The sequence below is a fragment of the Sphingobium sp. 3R8 genome (assembly GCF_020166615.1).
GTDB classification, from domain to species: Bacteria; Pseudomonadota; Alphaproteobacteria; order Sphingomonadales; family Sphingomonadaceae; genus Sphingobium; species Sphingobium bisphenolicum.
This window is the reverse complement of the sequence record NZ_JAIQXR010000013.1, coordinates 127,154-142,708: the sequence shown is the minus strand read 5'-3', so window position 1 is coordinate 142,708 and position 15,555 is coordinate 127,154. Positions and strand designations below refer to the sequence as shown.

Genomic DNA, 15,555 nt, shown 5'->3' with positions numbered 1-15,555 from the left:
GAAGTTGCATTTAATGCAAGAACCGTCAATTCTCTACTCGTCAATTGACTTCTTAAAAGATTAGAGTATTGAAATTTTTCTTTGTCAATCAAGTATTTATCGCTCTTTATTCTATAAAGAATGGTGTATATTATTCTGAAATATGGACTTATTGTTGACTCAGATACTTTGTGAATTTTATCGTCATAAACACTTGCAATAAATTTTTTCTTTTCATCCGATTGAAGAGAGCCTCGATCAGGATTTTTCTTATACCAATAGGCATATTCCCTAATAATTGCATCGAATGCGATTAAATCTGTCTTTTTTCTCCTAGTCTTGATTTAATTTTTTTTGCGCCATCAGGAGACATTCCCTTTCCACTATCCATAATTAAAGCGTGTGAATGGTGAAATTGGACTTGCTGCCTGAGTTCTCTCATCAATTTTAACAACTCGAAAAAAGAACTTTCAAATCGTTGTCGATGCAAATCAGCAGCTTGATCGCGCAACGCGCGCGCCTGCATTATCAATGTGAAGAAAACAACTGTGAAACCAAGTCCAGATGTGAATGCATTAATAACACCGAAGCTATCACCCCATTGCGCGGCACGCGTGAGTTGAGCGTCGTTAGCACCTGCTGTCCATGAAACGGCCCATTCCGCCCCATGATTCGCCCACGCCCCCCAAACCAACGCGCAAATGACTACAGCAAATATTACTTGTGAAGGCTTCATTGCTTCCCCCTTTAAACCTTACGAGCACAACTCGTTTCACCCCTCCACCACCAACGCTCCCTCCAGAAAATCCAGAAACGCCCGCACCCGCGCCGCGCTCCGATCTTCCGCCGCGTAGAGCGCGTGGATATCCTCCCCGTCCCCCGCATCAAACTCTGCCAGCACCTCCACCAGGCGCCCTTCGCGCAAGTCGCTGGCGACATGAAACCGCCCATGCCGCGCGATCCCGCCGCCCGCGATCGCCATGCGCCGCACCACTTCGCCCGAATTGCCGAAGAAACGCCCCTGCACCGGCCGCTGCACGTGCCTGCCCCGCACCCGGAACGGCCAGCTATCCACCGACCGGCGAAAGCTGAACCGCAAACAGTCATGCCCGGCCAGATCGTCGGGCGTCCTGGGCGTTCCCCGCCGCGCCAGATAGTCCGGCGACGCCACCAGCACCATCCGGCTATGCCCCAGTTTCTTCGCGCGCAACCGCGTGTCGCGCAGCGGCCCGATGCGGATCGCGACATCCGCCCGCTCCTCGACCAGATCGACGATCGCGTCGGTCAGCGTCAGGTCCACCGTCACCGCCGGATATCGTTCTGCAAAGCGCGGCAGGATCGGGATCAGGCATTCTATGCCGAACGAAGGCGAGGCGTTGATGCGCAGCAGCCCGCGCGGCCCTTGCCCCTCGCTGCTCAGGCTGTTTTCCACATCCATCATGTCGCCCAATATGGCGATCATCTTGTCATGATAGATCTGCCCCTCACGCGTCAGCGCCAGCGACCGCGTCGTCCGCCGCACCAGCGCCACGCCCAGCCGCTGCTCCAGCCGCGCGATCGACCGGCTCACCGCCGACGGGGTCAGCCGCAACATCTTGGCCGCCGCGGCGAAGCTGCCCTCGCCCGCCACCATCAGGAAATTCTCGACGTCGCCGAACCGGTTATCCATGATTTCAATGCACTTCTGAAGTGATAACGCACAATCTAATCATTAATCGGAAAAAGTCTATCTAACTGTCCAGTTCGCCGTCTCATTCAACAAGGAAACAGCCATGGACCTGAAGCTCGCCGGCAAGACCGCCATCGTCACCGGCTCCACCGCCGGCATCGGCCTGGCCATCGCCAAACGTCTCGCGCAAGAGGGCGTCGCCGTCACCATCACCGGTCGAGCGCAGGCCAAGCTGGATGCCGCCGCGGCCGAAATCGGCCTGCCCGTCAACGCCGTCCTCGCCGACCCGGCGACGGCCGAGGGCGCCGCGGCCCTCATCGCCGCCGTCCCCGCGACCGACATCCTCGTCAACAATCTGGGCATCTATGAAGCGAAGGATTTCGCGGATATCAGCGACGCGGACTGGCATCATATCTTCGAGGTCAACGTCGTCAGCGGCGCCCGCCTTTCCCGCCATTATTTCCCGCCGATGCTGGCCAACAACTGGGGCCGCATCCTCTTCATCGCCAGCGAAAGCGGCCTGCTCCCGCCCGCCGAGATGATCCATTACGGCATGACCAAATCGGCCCAACTCTCCATCTCGCGCGGCCTGGCCGAACATACCCGCGGCACCGGCGTCACCGTGAACAGCGTCCTGCCCGGCCCCACCCGCTCGGAAGGGATCGTGGAATTCATCCGCTCGGTTGTCGACAACAAGGACGCCCCCGAAGCCGACCGCGAAGCCGAATTTTTCACCAAACTCCGGCCCCTCTCGCTCATCAAGCGGCTGATCGAGGCGGACGAGGTCGGCGCCATGGTCGCCTATCTCGCCAGCCCGCTCGCCGCCGCCACCAACGGCGCGGCGGTTCGGGTCGAAGGCGGCATGGTCCCGACGATCGCCTGAGCGCCAGGAACGCAACCCACCCTGCGGGAACTGGCCCTGTCGCTCGTCTTCTCAACCGACTAGGATGACAAGATGAGCGACACCGACAGCCTTTCCCGCATGGACGTCACGCTGGCGCAGGACGGCTATGTCCGCTTGCCCGGTGCGGATATACTGGACCGGCTCGGCATCTCTCCCGAAGACTGGTCGGCCTTCGCCGCCAGTTGGGACGATCTCGGCCCGGACCTCTTCATGGCCGATGGCGGCCGCTACCGCCGCCGCCGTCATGCCGCCTTCGCGCTGGAAAGGGGCCGCTTCATCCGCAAACCGCACCAGCCCCATTATCAGAGCCGCGACTATAACCCGCTCAACGGCGACGTGCAGCGCTGGTTCGATCCGGTCGAGGATGCGACCGTCGCCAGCCCCGTCCGGCAGGCCATCTTCGCCTTCGCCGCCGACAGTTTCGATCCGGCCGGTAAAGGCGACTGGCACATCGAAATGCACCAGTTCCGCATCGAAGCGAAGCCGGGCGAAACCGGCCGCCCCACGCCAGAGGGGATGCACCGCGACGGGGTGGACCATGTGCTGGTCATGCTGGTCGAGCGCTGCAACGTCCGCGAAGGCGTGACCCGTATCGGTGCGCCCGACGGCACGCCGCTGGGCGAATTCACCCTGACGACGCCCGGTGACACGATGCTGATCGACGACCACCGCATCCTGCACGGCGTGACGGAAATCCACGCGGTTGACCCGGCGCAACCGGCCTGGCGCGACGCACTGGTCGTGACGTTCGTGGTCGAACGCTAACCCAAGCCGTTCGTAACCTATTTCAACAACACCAGTTCTTCCGCCATGCTGGGGTGCAGGGCCACGGTATCGTCGAAATCCTGCTTGGTCAGCCCGGCCTTCACCGCGATCGCCGCCGCCTGCAAAATCTCCGGCGCATCCGGCCCGATCATATGCAGCCCGATCACCCTGTCCGTCGTTGCGTCCACGACCATCTTGTAGAGCGCCCGCTCCTCGCGCCCCGCCAGCACATTCTTCATCGGCCGGAAATCGGACGTATAGACCTTCACCGTGCCATAATGGTTCTTGGCCTCCGCCTCGGTCATGCCCACGCCGGCCAGCGGCGGATGGCTGAACACGGCCGACGGCACGCAGCTATAATCGACCTTCCGCTTGTTGCCCCCGAACACGGTATCGGCGAAGGCATGGCCTTCGCGGATCGCCACCGGGGTCAGTTGCAGCCGGTCGGTGACGTCGCCCACGGCGTAGATGCTCTCGCAACTGGTCTGGCTATAGTCGTCGACCTTGATCGCGCCCTTGTCGTTCAGTTCGACCCCGGCCGTCTCCAGCCCCAGCCCCTCGGTCAGCGGCTTGCGCCCGGTGGCGAACAGCACCACGTCGGCCGCGACCGGATCGCCCTCCTTGAAGCGGACGCACAGCGTGCCGTCCTCATTCTTCTCGATCCGCTCCATCTTCGCATTGAAGCGGAAATTAATCCCCTTGGTCATGGAAATCTGGAGCAGCCGGTCGCGGATCTGCGCATCATAGCCGCGCAGCAGGTCGCTGCCGCGATTGACCATCGTCACATGGCTGCCCAGCTGATGGAAGATGCCTGCAAATTCATTGGCGATATAGCCGCCACCGACGATGACGATCCGCTTGGGGCACGCTTCCAGATGGAACACCTCGTTGCTGGTGATGCCATGTTCGGCACCCTCCAGTTCGGGGATCACCGGCCAGGCCCCGGTCGCGACCAGGATCGTCTTAGCGCTCACCTCGCGCCCGCTCGCCAGCTTCACGCCATGCGGCCCGGTGATGGTCGCCCGCTCGCGGATCACTTCGACCTTGTGGCTGTCGAGCGTATTGCCATACAGGCCTTCCAGCCGATCGACCTCGGCCAGCACATTGTTGCGCAGCGTGGTCCATTCGAACCCACATTCCGGCACGTCCCAGCCGAAACGGCGCGCGTCCTTCAGATCCTCGGCGAAATGCGCGCCATAGATGAGCAGCTTCTTGGGCACGCAGCCGCGAATGACGCAGGTGCCGCCGACGCGATATTCCTCGGCAACCGCAACCTTCGCCCCATGCGCCGTCGCGACCCGCGACGCCCGCACCCCGCCCGATCCTGCACCGATGACGAAAAGGTCGAAATCATAGTCACTCATGCCGGGCCTCCGATGGGATAGGCGCGGATATGGCGGGTGAAGGCGCCAGTTACAAATGGGAATATTCTTGCTGGTAGCCAAACCACCTCCGTTCGCTTCGAGCGCGTCGAGAAGCGTTGCGCCCTCGCTTCTCGACTGCGCCCGAAACCAACGGCAGTTTACGCCTCGCCCAGCGCGATCTCGATCAGCGCCATGGTCGACGGATCGAACGCGGTCGCCCCGTTCGCCTCGATTGACTTGGCGATCTCCTTGCCCAGCTCCACGCCGAACTGGTCGAACGGGTTGATCCCCATCAGCACCGCATTGGCGAAGGTGCGATGCTCGTAGAAGGCGATCAGCGCACCCAGCGCCTCCGGCGTCACATCCTCCAGCAGGATGGTTGTCGATGGCCGGTTGCCCGGATAGGCGCGCGCCGGATCGGCATCATTGTCCTTGCCGCGCAGCAGCGCCGCGCCCTGCGCGAAGCAATTGACCAGCAGCGCGCGATGATGCGCCGGGTCCAGCACATGGCCCGGCTCGATCGAAGCGACGAACTCCACCGGCGATAGGATCGTCCCCTGGTGCAGCAACTGGAACACCGCATGTTGCGCGTCGGTGCCCACCCCGCCCCAGGTGATCGGCGCGGTCGGGCCGTCCACCGGACTGCCGTCGCGCTGCACGCTCTTGCCGTTGCTCTCCATCTCCAGTTGCTGGAGGTAGGATGGCAACAGCGCCAGCCGCTCGTCATAGGCGAACAAGGCGCGGGTCTGGCATCCCATGACGCGGGTATAATATTGATCCACGAACGCGGCGATCAGCGGCGCATTTTCGCTTGGGGGGGACAGGCGGAAATGCCGGTCCATCGCCGCCGCGCCCTCCAGCAGGCTCTCGAACGCGTCCCAGCCCAGCGCCAATGCAGCCGGGAAACCGATCGAGGACCAAAGCGAATAGCGCCCGCCCACCGACTCTGCGAAGGGCAGGATGCGGGTTTCATCGACACCCCATTCCATCGCCTTGTCGGGCGCGGCGGTCAGCGCGATCACCTTGCCATAGGGATCGTCGACCCCGGCCTCGACCATCCAGTTGATCGCGCTTGCCGCGTTCAGCATCGTCTCGCTGGTCGTGAAGGTCTTGGACGCGATCGCAATCAGGGTGGCGTTGGGATCGAACCCCTCGATCGCCCGCTCCAGCGCCGTGCCGTCGACATTGGACACGATCGCCACGTCATAGCGCACGCCGTCGCCGTCCAGCGCATCGACGATCAGCTTGGGGCCGAGCGCCGAGCCGCCGATGCCAATATGCAGGATATGCCGGATGTCGCCCAGCGCGCCCGCCTCGATCGCGTCAATCAGGCCGCGCATCCGCTGATGCAGCATCTTGGCATGGGCGACGCTGTCGGCATTGCCTTCACCCCGTTCGGCGGGATGTTCGGCGGCGCGGCCCTCACTATTATTGACCGCCTCGCCCGCGAACAGGGCGTCGCGCTGCGCCGCAAAGCCCTGTTCGTCGGCCAGCTTCAGGAAACCCGCCAGCACATCGTCGGTCAGATGGGTCTTGGACCAGTCGAACCGGATCGGCCCCTGGGTCAGGACCAGCTTGCCCAGCCGGTCGGGATCGGTGACGAAAATGGACTTGAGGTCTGCTTGCGGAAGTGCGGCGATGGACGCCAAGGACCTGGGCAGTGCAGGGCTGGTCATGCGATATCCTCTTGTGACGTTGGTCGATATCGACGCTGCACCGGTCGATTCCTGCTATGTCTAGCGCAAAGCCCCGTGCTTTGCATCGCCAAGGACTGCTTGACGCGCTCCATCACAGGCCCCAAAAGCCGCCACGGCCGCTTTGTGGGCCTTTCCAAGGGATCAGACGACACTCCATGACTGCCAAATCGGAAACGCGGGACTTTCTCTGGTTTCTCGCCAAGCTCGGGCTGTTTGTCTTCATCCTGCGCAGCTTCATCATATCGCCGTTCAACATCCCGTCGGAATCGATGCAGCCGCGGCTGCTGATCGGTGACTATCTGCTGGTCGCCAAATGGCCCTATGGCTATTCGCGCTATTCGTTGCCTTTCTCGATTCCCCTGATCCCCGGCCGCATCCTGGCGTCCACGCCCCAGCGCGGCGACGTGGTGGTGTTCAAGGCGCCGCCGAACCAGAAGAATGACTATATCAAGCGCGTGATCGGCCTGCCCGGCGACATGATCGGCGTGCGCGGCGGGACCGTCTATCTGAACGGTCAGGCGATCCCCAAGCAGAAGGTCGCCGACCTCGTCATCCCGGTGACACCGAACATGAAGGACGCCGCCGCGCGCGAAGGCGCCGCTTCCCCCTGCTATCGTCCCGATTTCGAGGAAGCCGCGGCCGGCGGCGGCAAACAGTGCCGCTACCCCCAGTTCCGCGAAACCCTGCCCGGCGGCAAGAGCTACAACGTCCTCGACCTGCTGCCCGATGGCGCAGCGGACGATCGGGACACGGTGCTGGTGCCGCAGGGCCATCTCTTCATGATGGGCGACAATCGCGATCGCAGTGCCGACAGCCGCTTCCCCGCGGTCGAAGGCGGCGGCATCGGCCTCGTCCCCGAAGAAAATCTGGTGGGCAAGGCGATGATTTCGGTCTTTTCGACCGACGGCAGCGCCAACTGGCTGCTGCCCTGGACCTGGTTCACCGCCGCGCGCTGGAGCCGTATCGGGGAAGGCTTTTGAAGCCGACTACGCATGGGCCGGACACTGCGGGCTGGCTGAAGGACCTGATCGGCCGCGTCCCGATAAATCCGGCGCGGTTCGATCAGGCGCTGACCCATGGGAGCGCCAAGGCGGTCAATTATGAGCGGCTGGAATTTCTGGGCGACCGTATCCTGGGCCTGCTGATCGCCGAATGGCTGTTCGAACGCTTCACCGACGAACCGGAAGGCAAGCTCTCCCGTCGCTTCAACGCGCTGGTGTCGGGCGAAACCTGCGCCGAAGTGGCCCGCACGGCCGGCGTTCCCATCCATCTGGTGCTGGGCAAGCAGGCGCGCGACGATGGCGCGGCCGACAGCGACAATGTGCTGGGCGACGTGATGGAGGCGCTGATCGGCGCCCTCTATCTGGAAGGCGGACTGGAAGAGGCGCGGGCACTTGTCCGCCGCCTGTGGGGCAATCGGGTCGACACCCAGACCAGCGCCCCGCGCCACCCCAAATCCTATCTTCAGGAATGGGCCGCGGCCAACAAGCGCAAGCCTCCCGAATATGTCCTGACCGACCGTTCCGGCCCGCACCATGCGCTGCGCTTCACCGTCACCGTCGCCATCAAGGGCGCGGGCGAAGCCTCTGCCACCGGCGCCTCCAAGCAGGAAGCCGAAACGGCGGCGGCCAAGGCGCTGCTGGAGAAGCTGACGGGTTGACCCCGATTGTGCTACACCATGCTCACCCGCAGGCGGGAGCATCTGGAACAGAATGGAATAAAATTGACGGTTGAATCAGAAACCCAGCGCTGCGGCGTTATCGCCGTGGTCGGCGCGCCGAATGCGGGCAAGTCCACGCTGGTCAACGCGCTGGTAGGGCAGAAGGTGGCGATCACCAGCCCCAAGGCGCAGACCACGCGCACCCGCGTCATGGGTGTCGCGATCGAGGGCGACGCGCAGATCGTGCTGGTCGATACGCCCGGCATCTTCGCGCCCAAGCGGCGTCTGGACCGCGCGATGGTGCAGGCCGCCTGGGGCGGCGCGCAGGGCGCGGACCTCATCGCGATGATCGTGGACGGCAAGGCGGGCCTTGGCCCCAAGCTGGAGCCGATCATCGAATCCCTGAAACACCGCACCGAACGCAAGTGGCTGATCCTCAACAAGGTGGACATCGCCACCAAGGAAAGGCTGCTGGTCCACACGCAAAAGCTGAACGACCAGCTTGGCTTTGACGAAATCTACTTCGTGTCCGCCGCGACCGGCGACGGCCTGCCCGAACTCAAGGCCGCCTTCGCCAAGGCGATGCCGGAAGGGCCATGGCATTTCCCCGAAGACCAGGTGTCGGACGCCACCGACCGGATGCTGGCCGCGGAAATCACGCGCGAGCAGCTCTACCACCAGCTTCACGCCGAACTGCCCTACGCCGCTGCGGTCGATACCGAACAATATAAGGAGCGGGACGACGGATCGGTCGAAATCCACCAGCAGATATTGGTCGGCCGTCCCACCCAGCGCGCCATCGTGCTGGGCAAGGGCGGGCAGCGCCTCAAGGAAATCGGATCGAAGGCGCGCGCGGAACTCGCCACCCTGCTCGGCGTCAAGGTCCACCTCTACCTGCATGTCAAGGTCAAGGAAGACTGGGAAGATGATCGCGGCATCTATCGCGACATCGGCCTCGACTGGGTGGAATGATGAATTGCCAATAGGGTAAATTCATCCTTTACCTTATGCCGTTACGTCCCCGTTTCATGGGACCGAAACAGAAAATCGCCTTCGCCGTAGGCGTCTCCGTTCTGGGGACGATCATCATCATGGCGATCGTGTCGATGATACCCGGCATGTCGATCCCGCTACGCTATTACAGCGTAGGCATTTTCTGTTCGGGCAGCATTTCCACCCCGGTGTGCGTGCTGCTCGTCCGCCAGGGGGAGGAAAACCGCCGGCTCCGCCACGAACTGGAACTGCGGGTGACGGAACTGGCGCAACTGGCCGATGTCGACGGCCTGACCGGCCTGCTCAGCCGCAGCGCCTTTTTCAACCGCGCCGAACGGGTCCATGCGCAACCGGGCAACTGGTATCTGCTGATCGACATCGATCATTTCAAACGCTTCAACGACGATCATGGTCATCAGACCGGCGACGCCGTCCTGCACGCAGTGGGATCGGCCATCGCGCAGGCGCTGGGTCCGGCCGATCTGAGCGGCCGCCTGGGTGGCGAGGAATTTGCCGTCTGCCTGACCGATTGCGACGCCGACCTGGCGATGCGACGCGCCGAACATGTCCGCGCGTCGATCCAGGCCTTGCGGGTCCGGGCGCTATCCGGCCGCGTCGTGCGCGTGACCGCCAGCATCGGCCTCAGCGCCGGCGACCCCGTCTTGCCGATCGAGGCCAGCCTGCACCGGGCTGACCTCGCCATGTATGCCGCCAAGACCGGCGGCCGCAACCAGGTGCGGCGCGCCGCCTGACCTTATTCCGCCGCAGCCACCTTCTTCTTTGCGGGGGCCTTTTTGGCGGCCGGCTTCTTCGCGCTGTCGCCGTCCTTCTTGGCCGCGGGTTTCTTGGCCGCCGCCTTCTTCGGCGCCGCCTTCTTCTTGCCCTTCTTGGCCGGCGCCGCAGCCGCGCGCGCGTCGATCAACTGCGCCGCTTCTTCCAGCGTCAACTGGTCCTTGTCCACCGTCTTGGGCAGGGTCGCATTGGTCGTACCGTCGGTGACATAGGCGCCGTAGCGGCCCTCCATCAGCTTGATCTCCAGCTCCGTGCGCGGATGCGCGCCCAGCACCTTCAACGGCTCCCGCCCGCCGCTCGACCGCCCGCCGCGGGTCGCCGCCTCGGCCAGCTTCACGACGGCGCTGTTCATCCCGACCTCGAAAATCTCCGACGTCGATGACAGCCGCCCATATTTGCCGTCATGCAGCAGATAGGGACCGAATCGCCCGATATTCGCCACGATCGGCAAACCGGTTTCGGGATGCAGACCCACCTCGCGCGGCAGACTCAGCAGCTTGACGCCCCAGTCCAGCGTCAGTTCGCCATCGGGCAGATCCTTGGGGATCGAACCGCGCTTGGCCTCCTTGCCCTCGCCCATTTCGATATAGGGACCAAAGCGACCGGACTTCTTGACGATGTCCTGCCCGGTCTCGGGATGCTGGCCCAGAACCTCCGGCCCCGTATCCTCGCCATCCTTGCCGCCCGGCTGCCCGAATTTGCGCGTATATTTGCACTCCGGGTAATTGGAGCAGGCGATGAACGCCCCGAACCGTCCGCCCCGCAGCGACAACTGACCATCGGCGCACAGCGGGCAGGCGCGCGGATTGCTGCCGTCCGCTCGCGGAGGGAACAGCATCGGCTCCAGGAACTTGTCGAGCGCCGCCGTGATGTCCGATGGCTTCTGCTCCATCACCTCGGCGGTCTTGGGCTTGAAGTCCTTCCAGAAGGCTTCCAGGACTTCCTGCCACTGGGCGCGGCCGCCGGAAATATCGTCCAGCTCGTCTTCCAGTCCCGCCGTGAAGTCATAGGACACATAGCGTTCGAAGAAGCGCTCCAGGAACGCCGTCACCAGCCGCCCGCTCTCCTCGGCGAAGAAGCGGTTCTTCTCGATCCGTACATAGTCGCGGTCCTTGAGCACCTGCAACGTGGACGCATAGGTGGACGGCCGCCCGATCCCCAGTTCCTCCAGACGCTTCACCAGCGACGCTTCGGAATAGCGCGGCGGCGGCTGGGTGAAATGCTGTTCTGCCGTGACTTTCTTCTTGGCAGGGGCATCGCCCTCGCTCACGCGCGGCAGCAGCTTTGAATCATCATCGTCGCTGTCGTCGCGGCCTTCTTCATAGAGCGCCAGGAAGCCTGGGAAGATCACCACCTGCCCCGTCGCGCGCAGCGTATGGCTGCCGCTGCCGTCCACCATGTCGATGGTGGTCCGCTCCAGCCGCGCCGACGCCATCTGGCTCGCCAGCGCACGCTTGAAGATCAGGTCGTAAAGGCGCGCATGATCGCCCGACCCCACCTTGTCGCGGCCGAACTCGGTCGGACGAATGGCTTCATGCGCTTCCTGCGCATTCTTCGCCTTGGTCTGATACTGGCGCGGCTTTTCGGGCAGGTACCCGCCGTCATAGCGCTCCGCGATCGCCTTGCGCGCGGCGGAAATGGCGCTGCCGTCCATCTGCACGCCGTCGGTACGCATATAGGTGATCGCGCCATCTTCGTAGAGCTGCTGCGCGATCCGCATCGTATGGCTGGCCGAAAAGCCCAGCTTGCGCGCGGCTTCCTGCTGCAAGGTCGATGTCGTGAACGGCGCAGGCGGATTGCGGGTGAGCGGCTTCGTCTCGACCTTTTCGACGGTGAAGCGCCCGGCCTCCACATCGGCCTTGGCGGCCATGGCGTCGCCTTCCTTGCCGATGGTCAGGCGATCGATCTTCTCGCCCTTCCAGCGCACGAGGCGCGCGGTAAAGCCCTGCCCGCCCTGTTCCATCTCGGCCGCGACCGACCAATATTCTTGGGGCGTGAAGCTTTCGATCTCCCGCTCGCGCTCCACCACCAGCCGCAGCGCGACCGACTGCACGCGCCCCGCCGACTTCGCGCCGGGCAGCTTGCGCCACAACACCGGCGACAGCGTAAAGCCGACCAGATAGTCGAGCGCGCGCCTCGCGCGGTAGGCGTCGATCAGATCCTCGTCCAAAGCGCGCGGCTTGGCCATCGCGTCGAGCACCGCCGCCTTGGTGATCGCGTTGAACGTCACCCGGTCCACTTGGCTCGGCAGCGCCTTCTTGGCGCGCAGCACCTCCTGCACATGCCAGCTGATCGCTTCCCCTTCGCGATCAGGGTCAGTCGCCAGGATGAGGCGCGTCGCCTTCTTGGACGCGTCGGCGATCGCCTTGAGCTGCTTGCCCTTGTCGCCATAATTTTCCCACGACATGGCAAAGCCGTCGTCGGGGTCCACCGACCCGTCCTTGGCGGGCAGGTCGCGGATATGGCCATAGCTGGCGAGGACATGGAAATCGCCGCCCAGATATTTCTCGATGGTCTTCGCCTTGGCCGGCGATTCTACGATGACAAGCTGCATTTATGCCCCGGAAATTAGTCTCTCACGTATACGCGCGAGTGTGGAAGCCGATGACGGTGGGCGTCAAGCGGGCTGTGCGTAAGGGAGAAGGCGCGCCAACGCCAGTATCTTGTCGGTCCGTCGTGGTCGCGGCACCGCTCAACGGCCCAGACCCAACTATCCCACTGATGCACATCAAGGCGGTCGCGACCCATGCGACTTTTACTGCTGCCCAGGGTTCTAGCCCTATCGCAGGAACTCCCAGACCGGCGAAATCCCTTATCTAGACAGGAATGACGATGTCCGATTCCAACAGCCATGACATTTCCACGCTCAACGGCCTGATCGCCACCACGCTCGACAGTGCGGATGGCTATACCGAAGCGGCGAAGGACAGCGATCATGGTCGCTTCACCGCGCTCTTTACCAGCCGCGCCGCAGAACGCCGCCAGATCGTCACCCGTCTCCAGCAGGAAGTGCGCACCCTTGGCGGCAACCCGGAAGATGACGGCACGATCCTGGCCGGCGCACACCGCCTGTTCCTCAACCTGAAGGCGACCCTGACCGGCAAGGATGACAAGGCGATCATCAACGAGGTCGAAGCCGGCGAGGATCATATCAAGGCCAAATATGAAGATGCGATCGCAGATAGCGATCTTTCCCCTGCCGTGCGCGCCGTGATCGAGCAAAGCTATGTGTCGGTGAAGCAGGGCCATGACGAGATGCGGGACATAAAGCACAGCATTCAGCATTAATCGCGGCGCAACGGGCGGCGGGGGCGACAACACCTTCGCCGCCATGCCTCACTGCAGGCTCACCCGGCCGCCCGCGTGCCGCTCCAACATGCCTGCCAGTTCCAGTTCCAGCAGCACCGTCTGCACCACCGCAGGCGACAGGCCCGACTGCCGGATCAATTCATCGATCGGCACCGCCACCGGTCCCAGCAGCGCGATTACCATCGCCCGCTCCTGCGCCGCGACATCACTCGACACAGGTTCGCCGATGAAGTCGAAACTCCCCTGCCGCACCATGCGCGGGTCGATGCTGCCTACCGCTTCCAGCACATCGGCGGCGTTCTGGATCAGGATCGCGCCCTCGCGAATGAGTTGATTGCATCCCTGCGCGCGCGGATCGAGCGGCGATCCCGGCACTGCCATCACCTCGCGCCCCGCCTCTCCGGCCAGCCGGGCGGTGATCAACGACCCCGACCTGGGCGCCGCTTCCACCACCACCGTCCCTAGCGCCAGCCCCGCGATGATCCGGTTACGTGCCGGGAAATGGCGCGCCAGCGGCTGGACGCCGGGCGGATGTTCGGTGATCAGCAGCCCTTCGGTCGCGACCTGTTCCTGCAAGTCCCGGTTCTCGGGCAGAAAGGCGATATCGATACCGCTGGCGATGACGCCGATCGTGCCGTTGCCGATCGATCCGCGATGCGCCTCCGTATCGATCCCCCGCGCCAGCCCGGACACCACCACCGCGCCACGCTGTCCCAGATCCTGCGCCAGCGTGCGCGCGAAACGGCAGGCGGCGGCAGACGCATTGCGCGCGCCGACCATGGCGATGCATTGCCCGCTCGCCAGCGCCGTATCCCCACGCAGGATCAGCGCAGGCGGCGCACCCTCGAACTGGTCGAGCAGGACGGGATAGTCGGGATCGCCCATCAGCAGATAGCGCGCGCCCAGCGCCCGGCTCTGCGCAATCTCCTTCTCCACCGCCCCCGCATCGGCCACGCTCGCGCGCCCGCCGCCACGCGCCGCAAGATCGGGAATGGCGCGCAACGCTTCCCCGGCCGTCCCGAAGCGGGCGAGCAGTTGCCGATAGCTGACCGGCCCGATCCGGGGAGAGCGGATGAGCCGCAGCCGGTCGAACCGCTCCCGCTCACGCATCAGGCGGAAGTACCCTTGGATCCGCCGATCTTGGGTTCCTCGCCCTTGGCAAGCCGCGCGATATTGGCGCGGTGCCGCCATAGCACGATCAGGCCCAGCGCGAGCGCAACCGGCACCAGGTCGATCCGTCCGAACGCCCACATGGCGACCGGCGCGCTGATCGCCGCCGCCATGCCGCCGACCGAAGACCATTTCGTCCCGAACAGCGCCGCCAGCCATACCGCCGCGAAAATGCACCCGGCCGGCCAGAATATCGCGGTCACCACGCCCATCATCGTCGCCACGCCCTTGCCCCCGGCGAAGCGCAGCCAGACCGGATAGCAATGGCCGATAAAGGCCATCGCCCCCGCCATCGGCCCGCCGCCATCGACCAGCGCCGCGCCGACCAGCACCGCCGCCGCGCCCTTGAGCAGATCGAGCAGCAAGGTCGCCGCCGCAAGCCCCTTGCGCCCGGTGCGCAGCACATTGGTCGCGCCGATATTGCCCGATCCGATCTGCCGCAGGTCACCCGCGCCGGTGAAGCGCGTCAGCAGCAGGCCAAAGGGGATCGAACCGAGCAGATAGCCCAGGAGCAGGACGAATGCGGGAAGAAGCCAGGGAGGTGTCATGAAATTCGCCGATAAAGCGTTTTCAAAGCAGGTGGAACATCTGCTGACTCGGAAAACGCATTAAATCAAAAGACCGGAGCATGAGCGCCGATGCAATCGGCTCCCATGCTCTAAATGTTGCCCGCGACCATAGCGTGACAGGCGCGCGGGGCAATGCCCAAAGGCTTGATTTGCGCCGTCATGGCCTTACCGTAACGCAAGACCTGCCGGAGCCGCCCATGACCGACACGCCGCTCGACGCTTTCACCCGCTCCTGGACCAGCATGGCGCTGGCCCCGCAGAAATTATGGCAATCGATCAATTCGGGCTGGTCGTTCGGCAATGTGACGATCAACGAAAGCAATAGCAGCGCGCCCCAGACCGAACAGGCGATACTGGCGCAGGAAAGCTATGGCCGGCAGATCGGCAAATTGCTCGATGCCGTCGATCTGCTGGTAAAACAGCAGCCGGACTGGCAACAGACCAAGGCATTTGAGGAAGTCGACCAGCTCAAGACGAAGATCGACGGCGTGAAACATGACCTGGCGGTCAAGCGGATCGAGCAACTGCGCGGCGACCTGGACCTGCTGCGCGTCTCCACCGACGCGGCGGACAAGGCGCATTATGACGCCTGGATCGCCGCGTTGCGCCAATTGCTGGACGACATGCCCGCCTCGGCGAACTGAACCCCCGTTGACACCTCCGCCTCCTGCCGCGACACAGCGG

At 63.6% G+C, this 15,555-nt stretch carries 16 protein-coding genes; 8 read left to right on the top strand and 8 right to left on the bottom strand.

The window, feature by feature from the left end; genetic code table 11:
• The 3 genes from K9B33_RS23265 to K9B33_RS13895 form a co-directional block, all read right to left on the bottom strand.
• The coding region (locus K9B33_RS23265) for a putative phage abortive infection protein (RefSeq protein WP_224549582.1) at positions 1 to 152 on the bottom strand (152 nt) is incomplete at its 3' end.
• 140 nt (positions 153 to 292) lie between these two features.
• Positions 293 to 715 carry a hypothetical protein gene (locus K9B33_RS13900; RefSeq protein ID WP_224549568.1) on the bottom strand — a complete coding sequence of 141 codons (423 nt, stop codon included), beginning with the start codon at positions 713 to 715 and terminating at the stop codon, positions 293 to 295.
• A 36-nt stretch (positions 716 to 751) separates the two neighbouring features.
• The gene (locus K9B33_RS13895; protein WP_224549566.1) at positions 752 to 1,648 is read right to left on the bottom strand and encodes a LysR family transcriptional regulator; all 897 of its coding nucleotides are present in this window, start codon (positions 1,646 to 1,648) and stop codon (positions 752 to 754) included.
• Positions 1,649 to 1,751: 103 nt separating this feature from the next.
• Here K9B33_RS13895 and K9B33_RS13890 point away from each other — a divergent pair, with 103 nt between their 5' ends.
• On the top strand, positions 1,752 to 2,531 hold the full coding sequence (locus K9B33_RS13890) for an SDR family NAD(P)-dependent oxidoreductase (RefSeq protein WP_224549564.1): 780 nt from the start codon (positions 1,752 to 1,754) through the stop codon (positions 2,529 to 2,531).
• A gap of 72 nt (positions 2,532 to 2,603) precedes the next feature.
• Entirely contained in the window at positions 2,604 to 3,317 is a 714-nt protein-coding gene (locus tag K9B33_RS13885) for a 2OG-Fe dioxygenase family protein (RefSeq protein ID WP_224549562.1), read from the top strand.
• Between the two features lie 17 nt (positions 3,318 to 3,334).
• On the opposite strand, the gene gor is transcribed toward K9B33_RS13885, so the two are convergent.
• Both gor and pgi read right to left on the bottom strand, forming a co-directional pair.
• Positions 3,335 to 4,681, bottom strand: coding sequence for a glutathione-disulfide reductase (gene gor / locus K9B33_RS13880; protein ID WP_224549560.1), 1,347 nt, complete (start codon positions 4,679 to 4,681; stop codon positions 3,335 to 3,337).
• 158 nt (positions 4,682 to 4,839) lie between these two features.
• Entirely contained in the window at positions 4,840 to 6,357 is a 1,518-nt protein-coding gene (gene pgi, locus K9B33_RS13875) for a glucose-6-phosphate isomerase (RefSeq protein ID WP_224549558.1), read from the bottom strand.
• A 176-nt stretch (positions 6,358 to 6,533) separates the two neighbouring features.
• On the opposite strand from pgi, the gene lepB reads away from it, so the two are divergent.
• The 4 genes from lepB (at position 6,534) to K9B33_RS13855 (ending at position 9,783) form a co-directional block, all read left to right on the top strand.
• Entirely contained in the window at positions 6,534 to 7,358 is an 825-nt protein-coding gene (gene lepB, locus K9B33_RS13870; protein WP_224549556.1) for a signal peptidase I, read from the top strand.
• On the top strand, positions 7,355 to 8,038 hold the full coding sequence (gene rnc, locus K9B33_RS13865) for a ribonuclease III (protein ID WP_224549554.1): 684 nt from the start codon (positions 7,355 to 7,357) through the stop codon (positions 8,036 to 8,038). Before lepB ends, rnc begins: the two co-directional genes overlap by 4 nt.
• Before the next feature lie 63 nt (positions 8,039 to 8,101).
• Positions 8,102 to 9,010 (top strand): GTPase Era, encoded by a 909-nt coding sequence (gene era / locus K9B33_RS13860; RefSeq protein WP_224549553.1) that lies wholly within the window; start codon positions 8,102 to 8,104, stop codon positions 9,008 to 9,010.
• Between the two features lie 56 nt (positions 9,011 to 9,066).
• Positions 9,067 to 9,783, top strand: a complete 717-nt coding sequence (locus K9B33_RS13855; protein ID WP_224549551.1) for a GGDEF domain-containing protein — start codon at positions 9,067 to 9,069, stop codon at positions 9,781 to 9,783.
• A gap of 2 nt (positions 9,784 to 9,785) precedes the next feature.
• Here K9B33_RS13855 and topA read toward each other — a convergent pair whose 3' ends face one another.
• Positions 9,786 to 12,377 (bottom strand): type I DNA topoisomerase, encoded by a 2,592-nt coding sequence (gene topA / locus K9B33_RS13850; RefSeq protein WP_224549549.1) that lies wholly within the window; start codon positions 12,375 to 12,377, stop codon positions 9,786 to 9,788.
• Between the two features lie 278 nt (positions 12,378 to 12,655).
• On the opposite strand from topA, the gene K9B33_RS13845 reads away from it, so the two are divergent.
• Positions 12,656 to 13,111: a PA2169 family four-helix-bundle protein gene (locus tag K9B33_RS13845; protein ID WP_224549547.1), complete on the top strand. Its 456-nt coding sequence runs from the start codon at positions 12,656 to 12,658 to the stop codon at positions 13,109 to 13,111.
• Between the two features lie 48 nt (positions 13,112 to 13,159).
• On the opposite strand, the gene dprA is transcribed toward K9B33_RS13845, so the two are convergent.
• Both dprA and plsY read right to left on the bottom strand, forming a co-directional pair.
• Positions 13,160 to 14,242 (bottom strand): DNA-processing protein DprA, encoded by a 1,083-nt coding sequence (gene dprA / locus K9B33_RS13840; RefSeq protein WP_224549545.1) that lies wholly within the window; start codon positions 14,240 to 14,242, stop codon positions 13,160 to 13,162.
• Complete coding sequence (gene plsY, locus K9B33_RS13835; RefSeq protein WP_224549543.1) at positions 14,242 to 14,850, bottom strand: glycerol-3-phosphate 1-O-acyltransferase PlsY; 609 nt, start codon at positions 14,848 to 14,850, stop codon at positions 14,242 to 14,244. Before plsY ends, dprA begins: the two co-directional genes overlap by 1 nt.
• Positions 14,851 to 14,930: 80 nt before the next feature.
• Between plsY and K9B33_RS13830 the strand changes: the two genes are divergently transcribed.
• Positions 14,931 to 15,515: a hypothetical protein gene (locus K9B33_RS13830; RefSeq protein WP_224549541.1), complete on the top strand. Its 585-nt coding sequence runs from the start codon at positions 14,931 to 14,933 to the stop codon at positions 15,513 to 15,515.
• Positions 15,516 to 15,555 lie beyond the last annotated feature (40 nt).

Excerpts from the sequence above, each read along its gene's own strand:
- K9B33_RS13900 (WP_224549568.1), bottom strand. The coding sequence starts at position 715 with ATGAAGCCTTCACAAGTAATATTTGCTGTAGTCATTTGCGCGTTGGTT.
- K9B33_RS13895 (WP_224549566.1), bottom strand. The coding sequence starts at position 1,648 with ATGGATAACCGGTTCGGCGACGTCGAGAATTTCCTGATGGTGGCGGGC.
- K9B33_RS13890 (WP_224549564.1), top strand. The coding sequence starts at position 1,752 with ATGGACCTGAAGCTCGCCGGCAAGACCGCCATCGTCACCGGCTCCACC.
- K9B33_RS13885 (WP_224549562.1), top strand. The coding sequence starts at position 2,604 with ATGAGCGACACCGACAGCCTTTCCCGCATGGACGTCACGCTGGCGCAG.
- gor (WP_224549560.1), bottom strand. The coding sequence starts at position 4,681 with ATGAGTGACTATGATTTCGACCTTTTCGTCATCGGTGCAGGATCGGGC.
- pgi (WP_224549558.1), bottom strand. The coding sequence starts at position 6,357 with ATGACCAGCCCTGCACTGCCCAGGTCCTTGGCGTCCATCGCCGCACTT.
- lepB (WP_224549556.1), top strand. The coding sequence starts at position 6,534 with ATGACTGCCAAATCGGAAACGCGGGACTTTCTCTGGTTTCTCGCCAAG.
- K9B33_RS13855 (WP_224549551.1), top strand. The coding sequence starts at position 9,067 with ATGGGACCGAAACAGAAAATCGCCTTCGCCGTAGGCGTCTCCGTTCTG.
- topA (WP_224549549.1), bottom strand. The coding sequence starts at position 12,377 with ATGCAGCTTGTCATCGTAGAATCGCCGGCCAAGGCGAAGACCATCGAG.
- K9B33_RS13845 (WP_224549547.1), top strand. The coding sequence starts at position 12,656 with ATGTCCGATTCCAACAGCCATGACATTTCCACGCTCAACGGCCTGATC.
- dprA (WP_224549545.1), bottom strand. The coding sequence starts at position 14,242 with ATGCGTGAGCGGGAGCGGTTCGACCGGCTGCGGCTCATCCGCTCTCCC.
- plsY (WP_224549543.1), bottom strand. The coding sequence starts at position 14,850 with ATGACACCTCCCTGGCTTCTTCCCGCATTCGTCCTGCTCCTGGGCTAT.
- K9B33_RS13830 (WP_224549541.1), top strand. The coding sequence starts at position 14,931 with ATGAGCGCCGATGCAATCGGCTCCCATGCTCTAAATGTTGCCCGCGAC.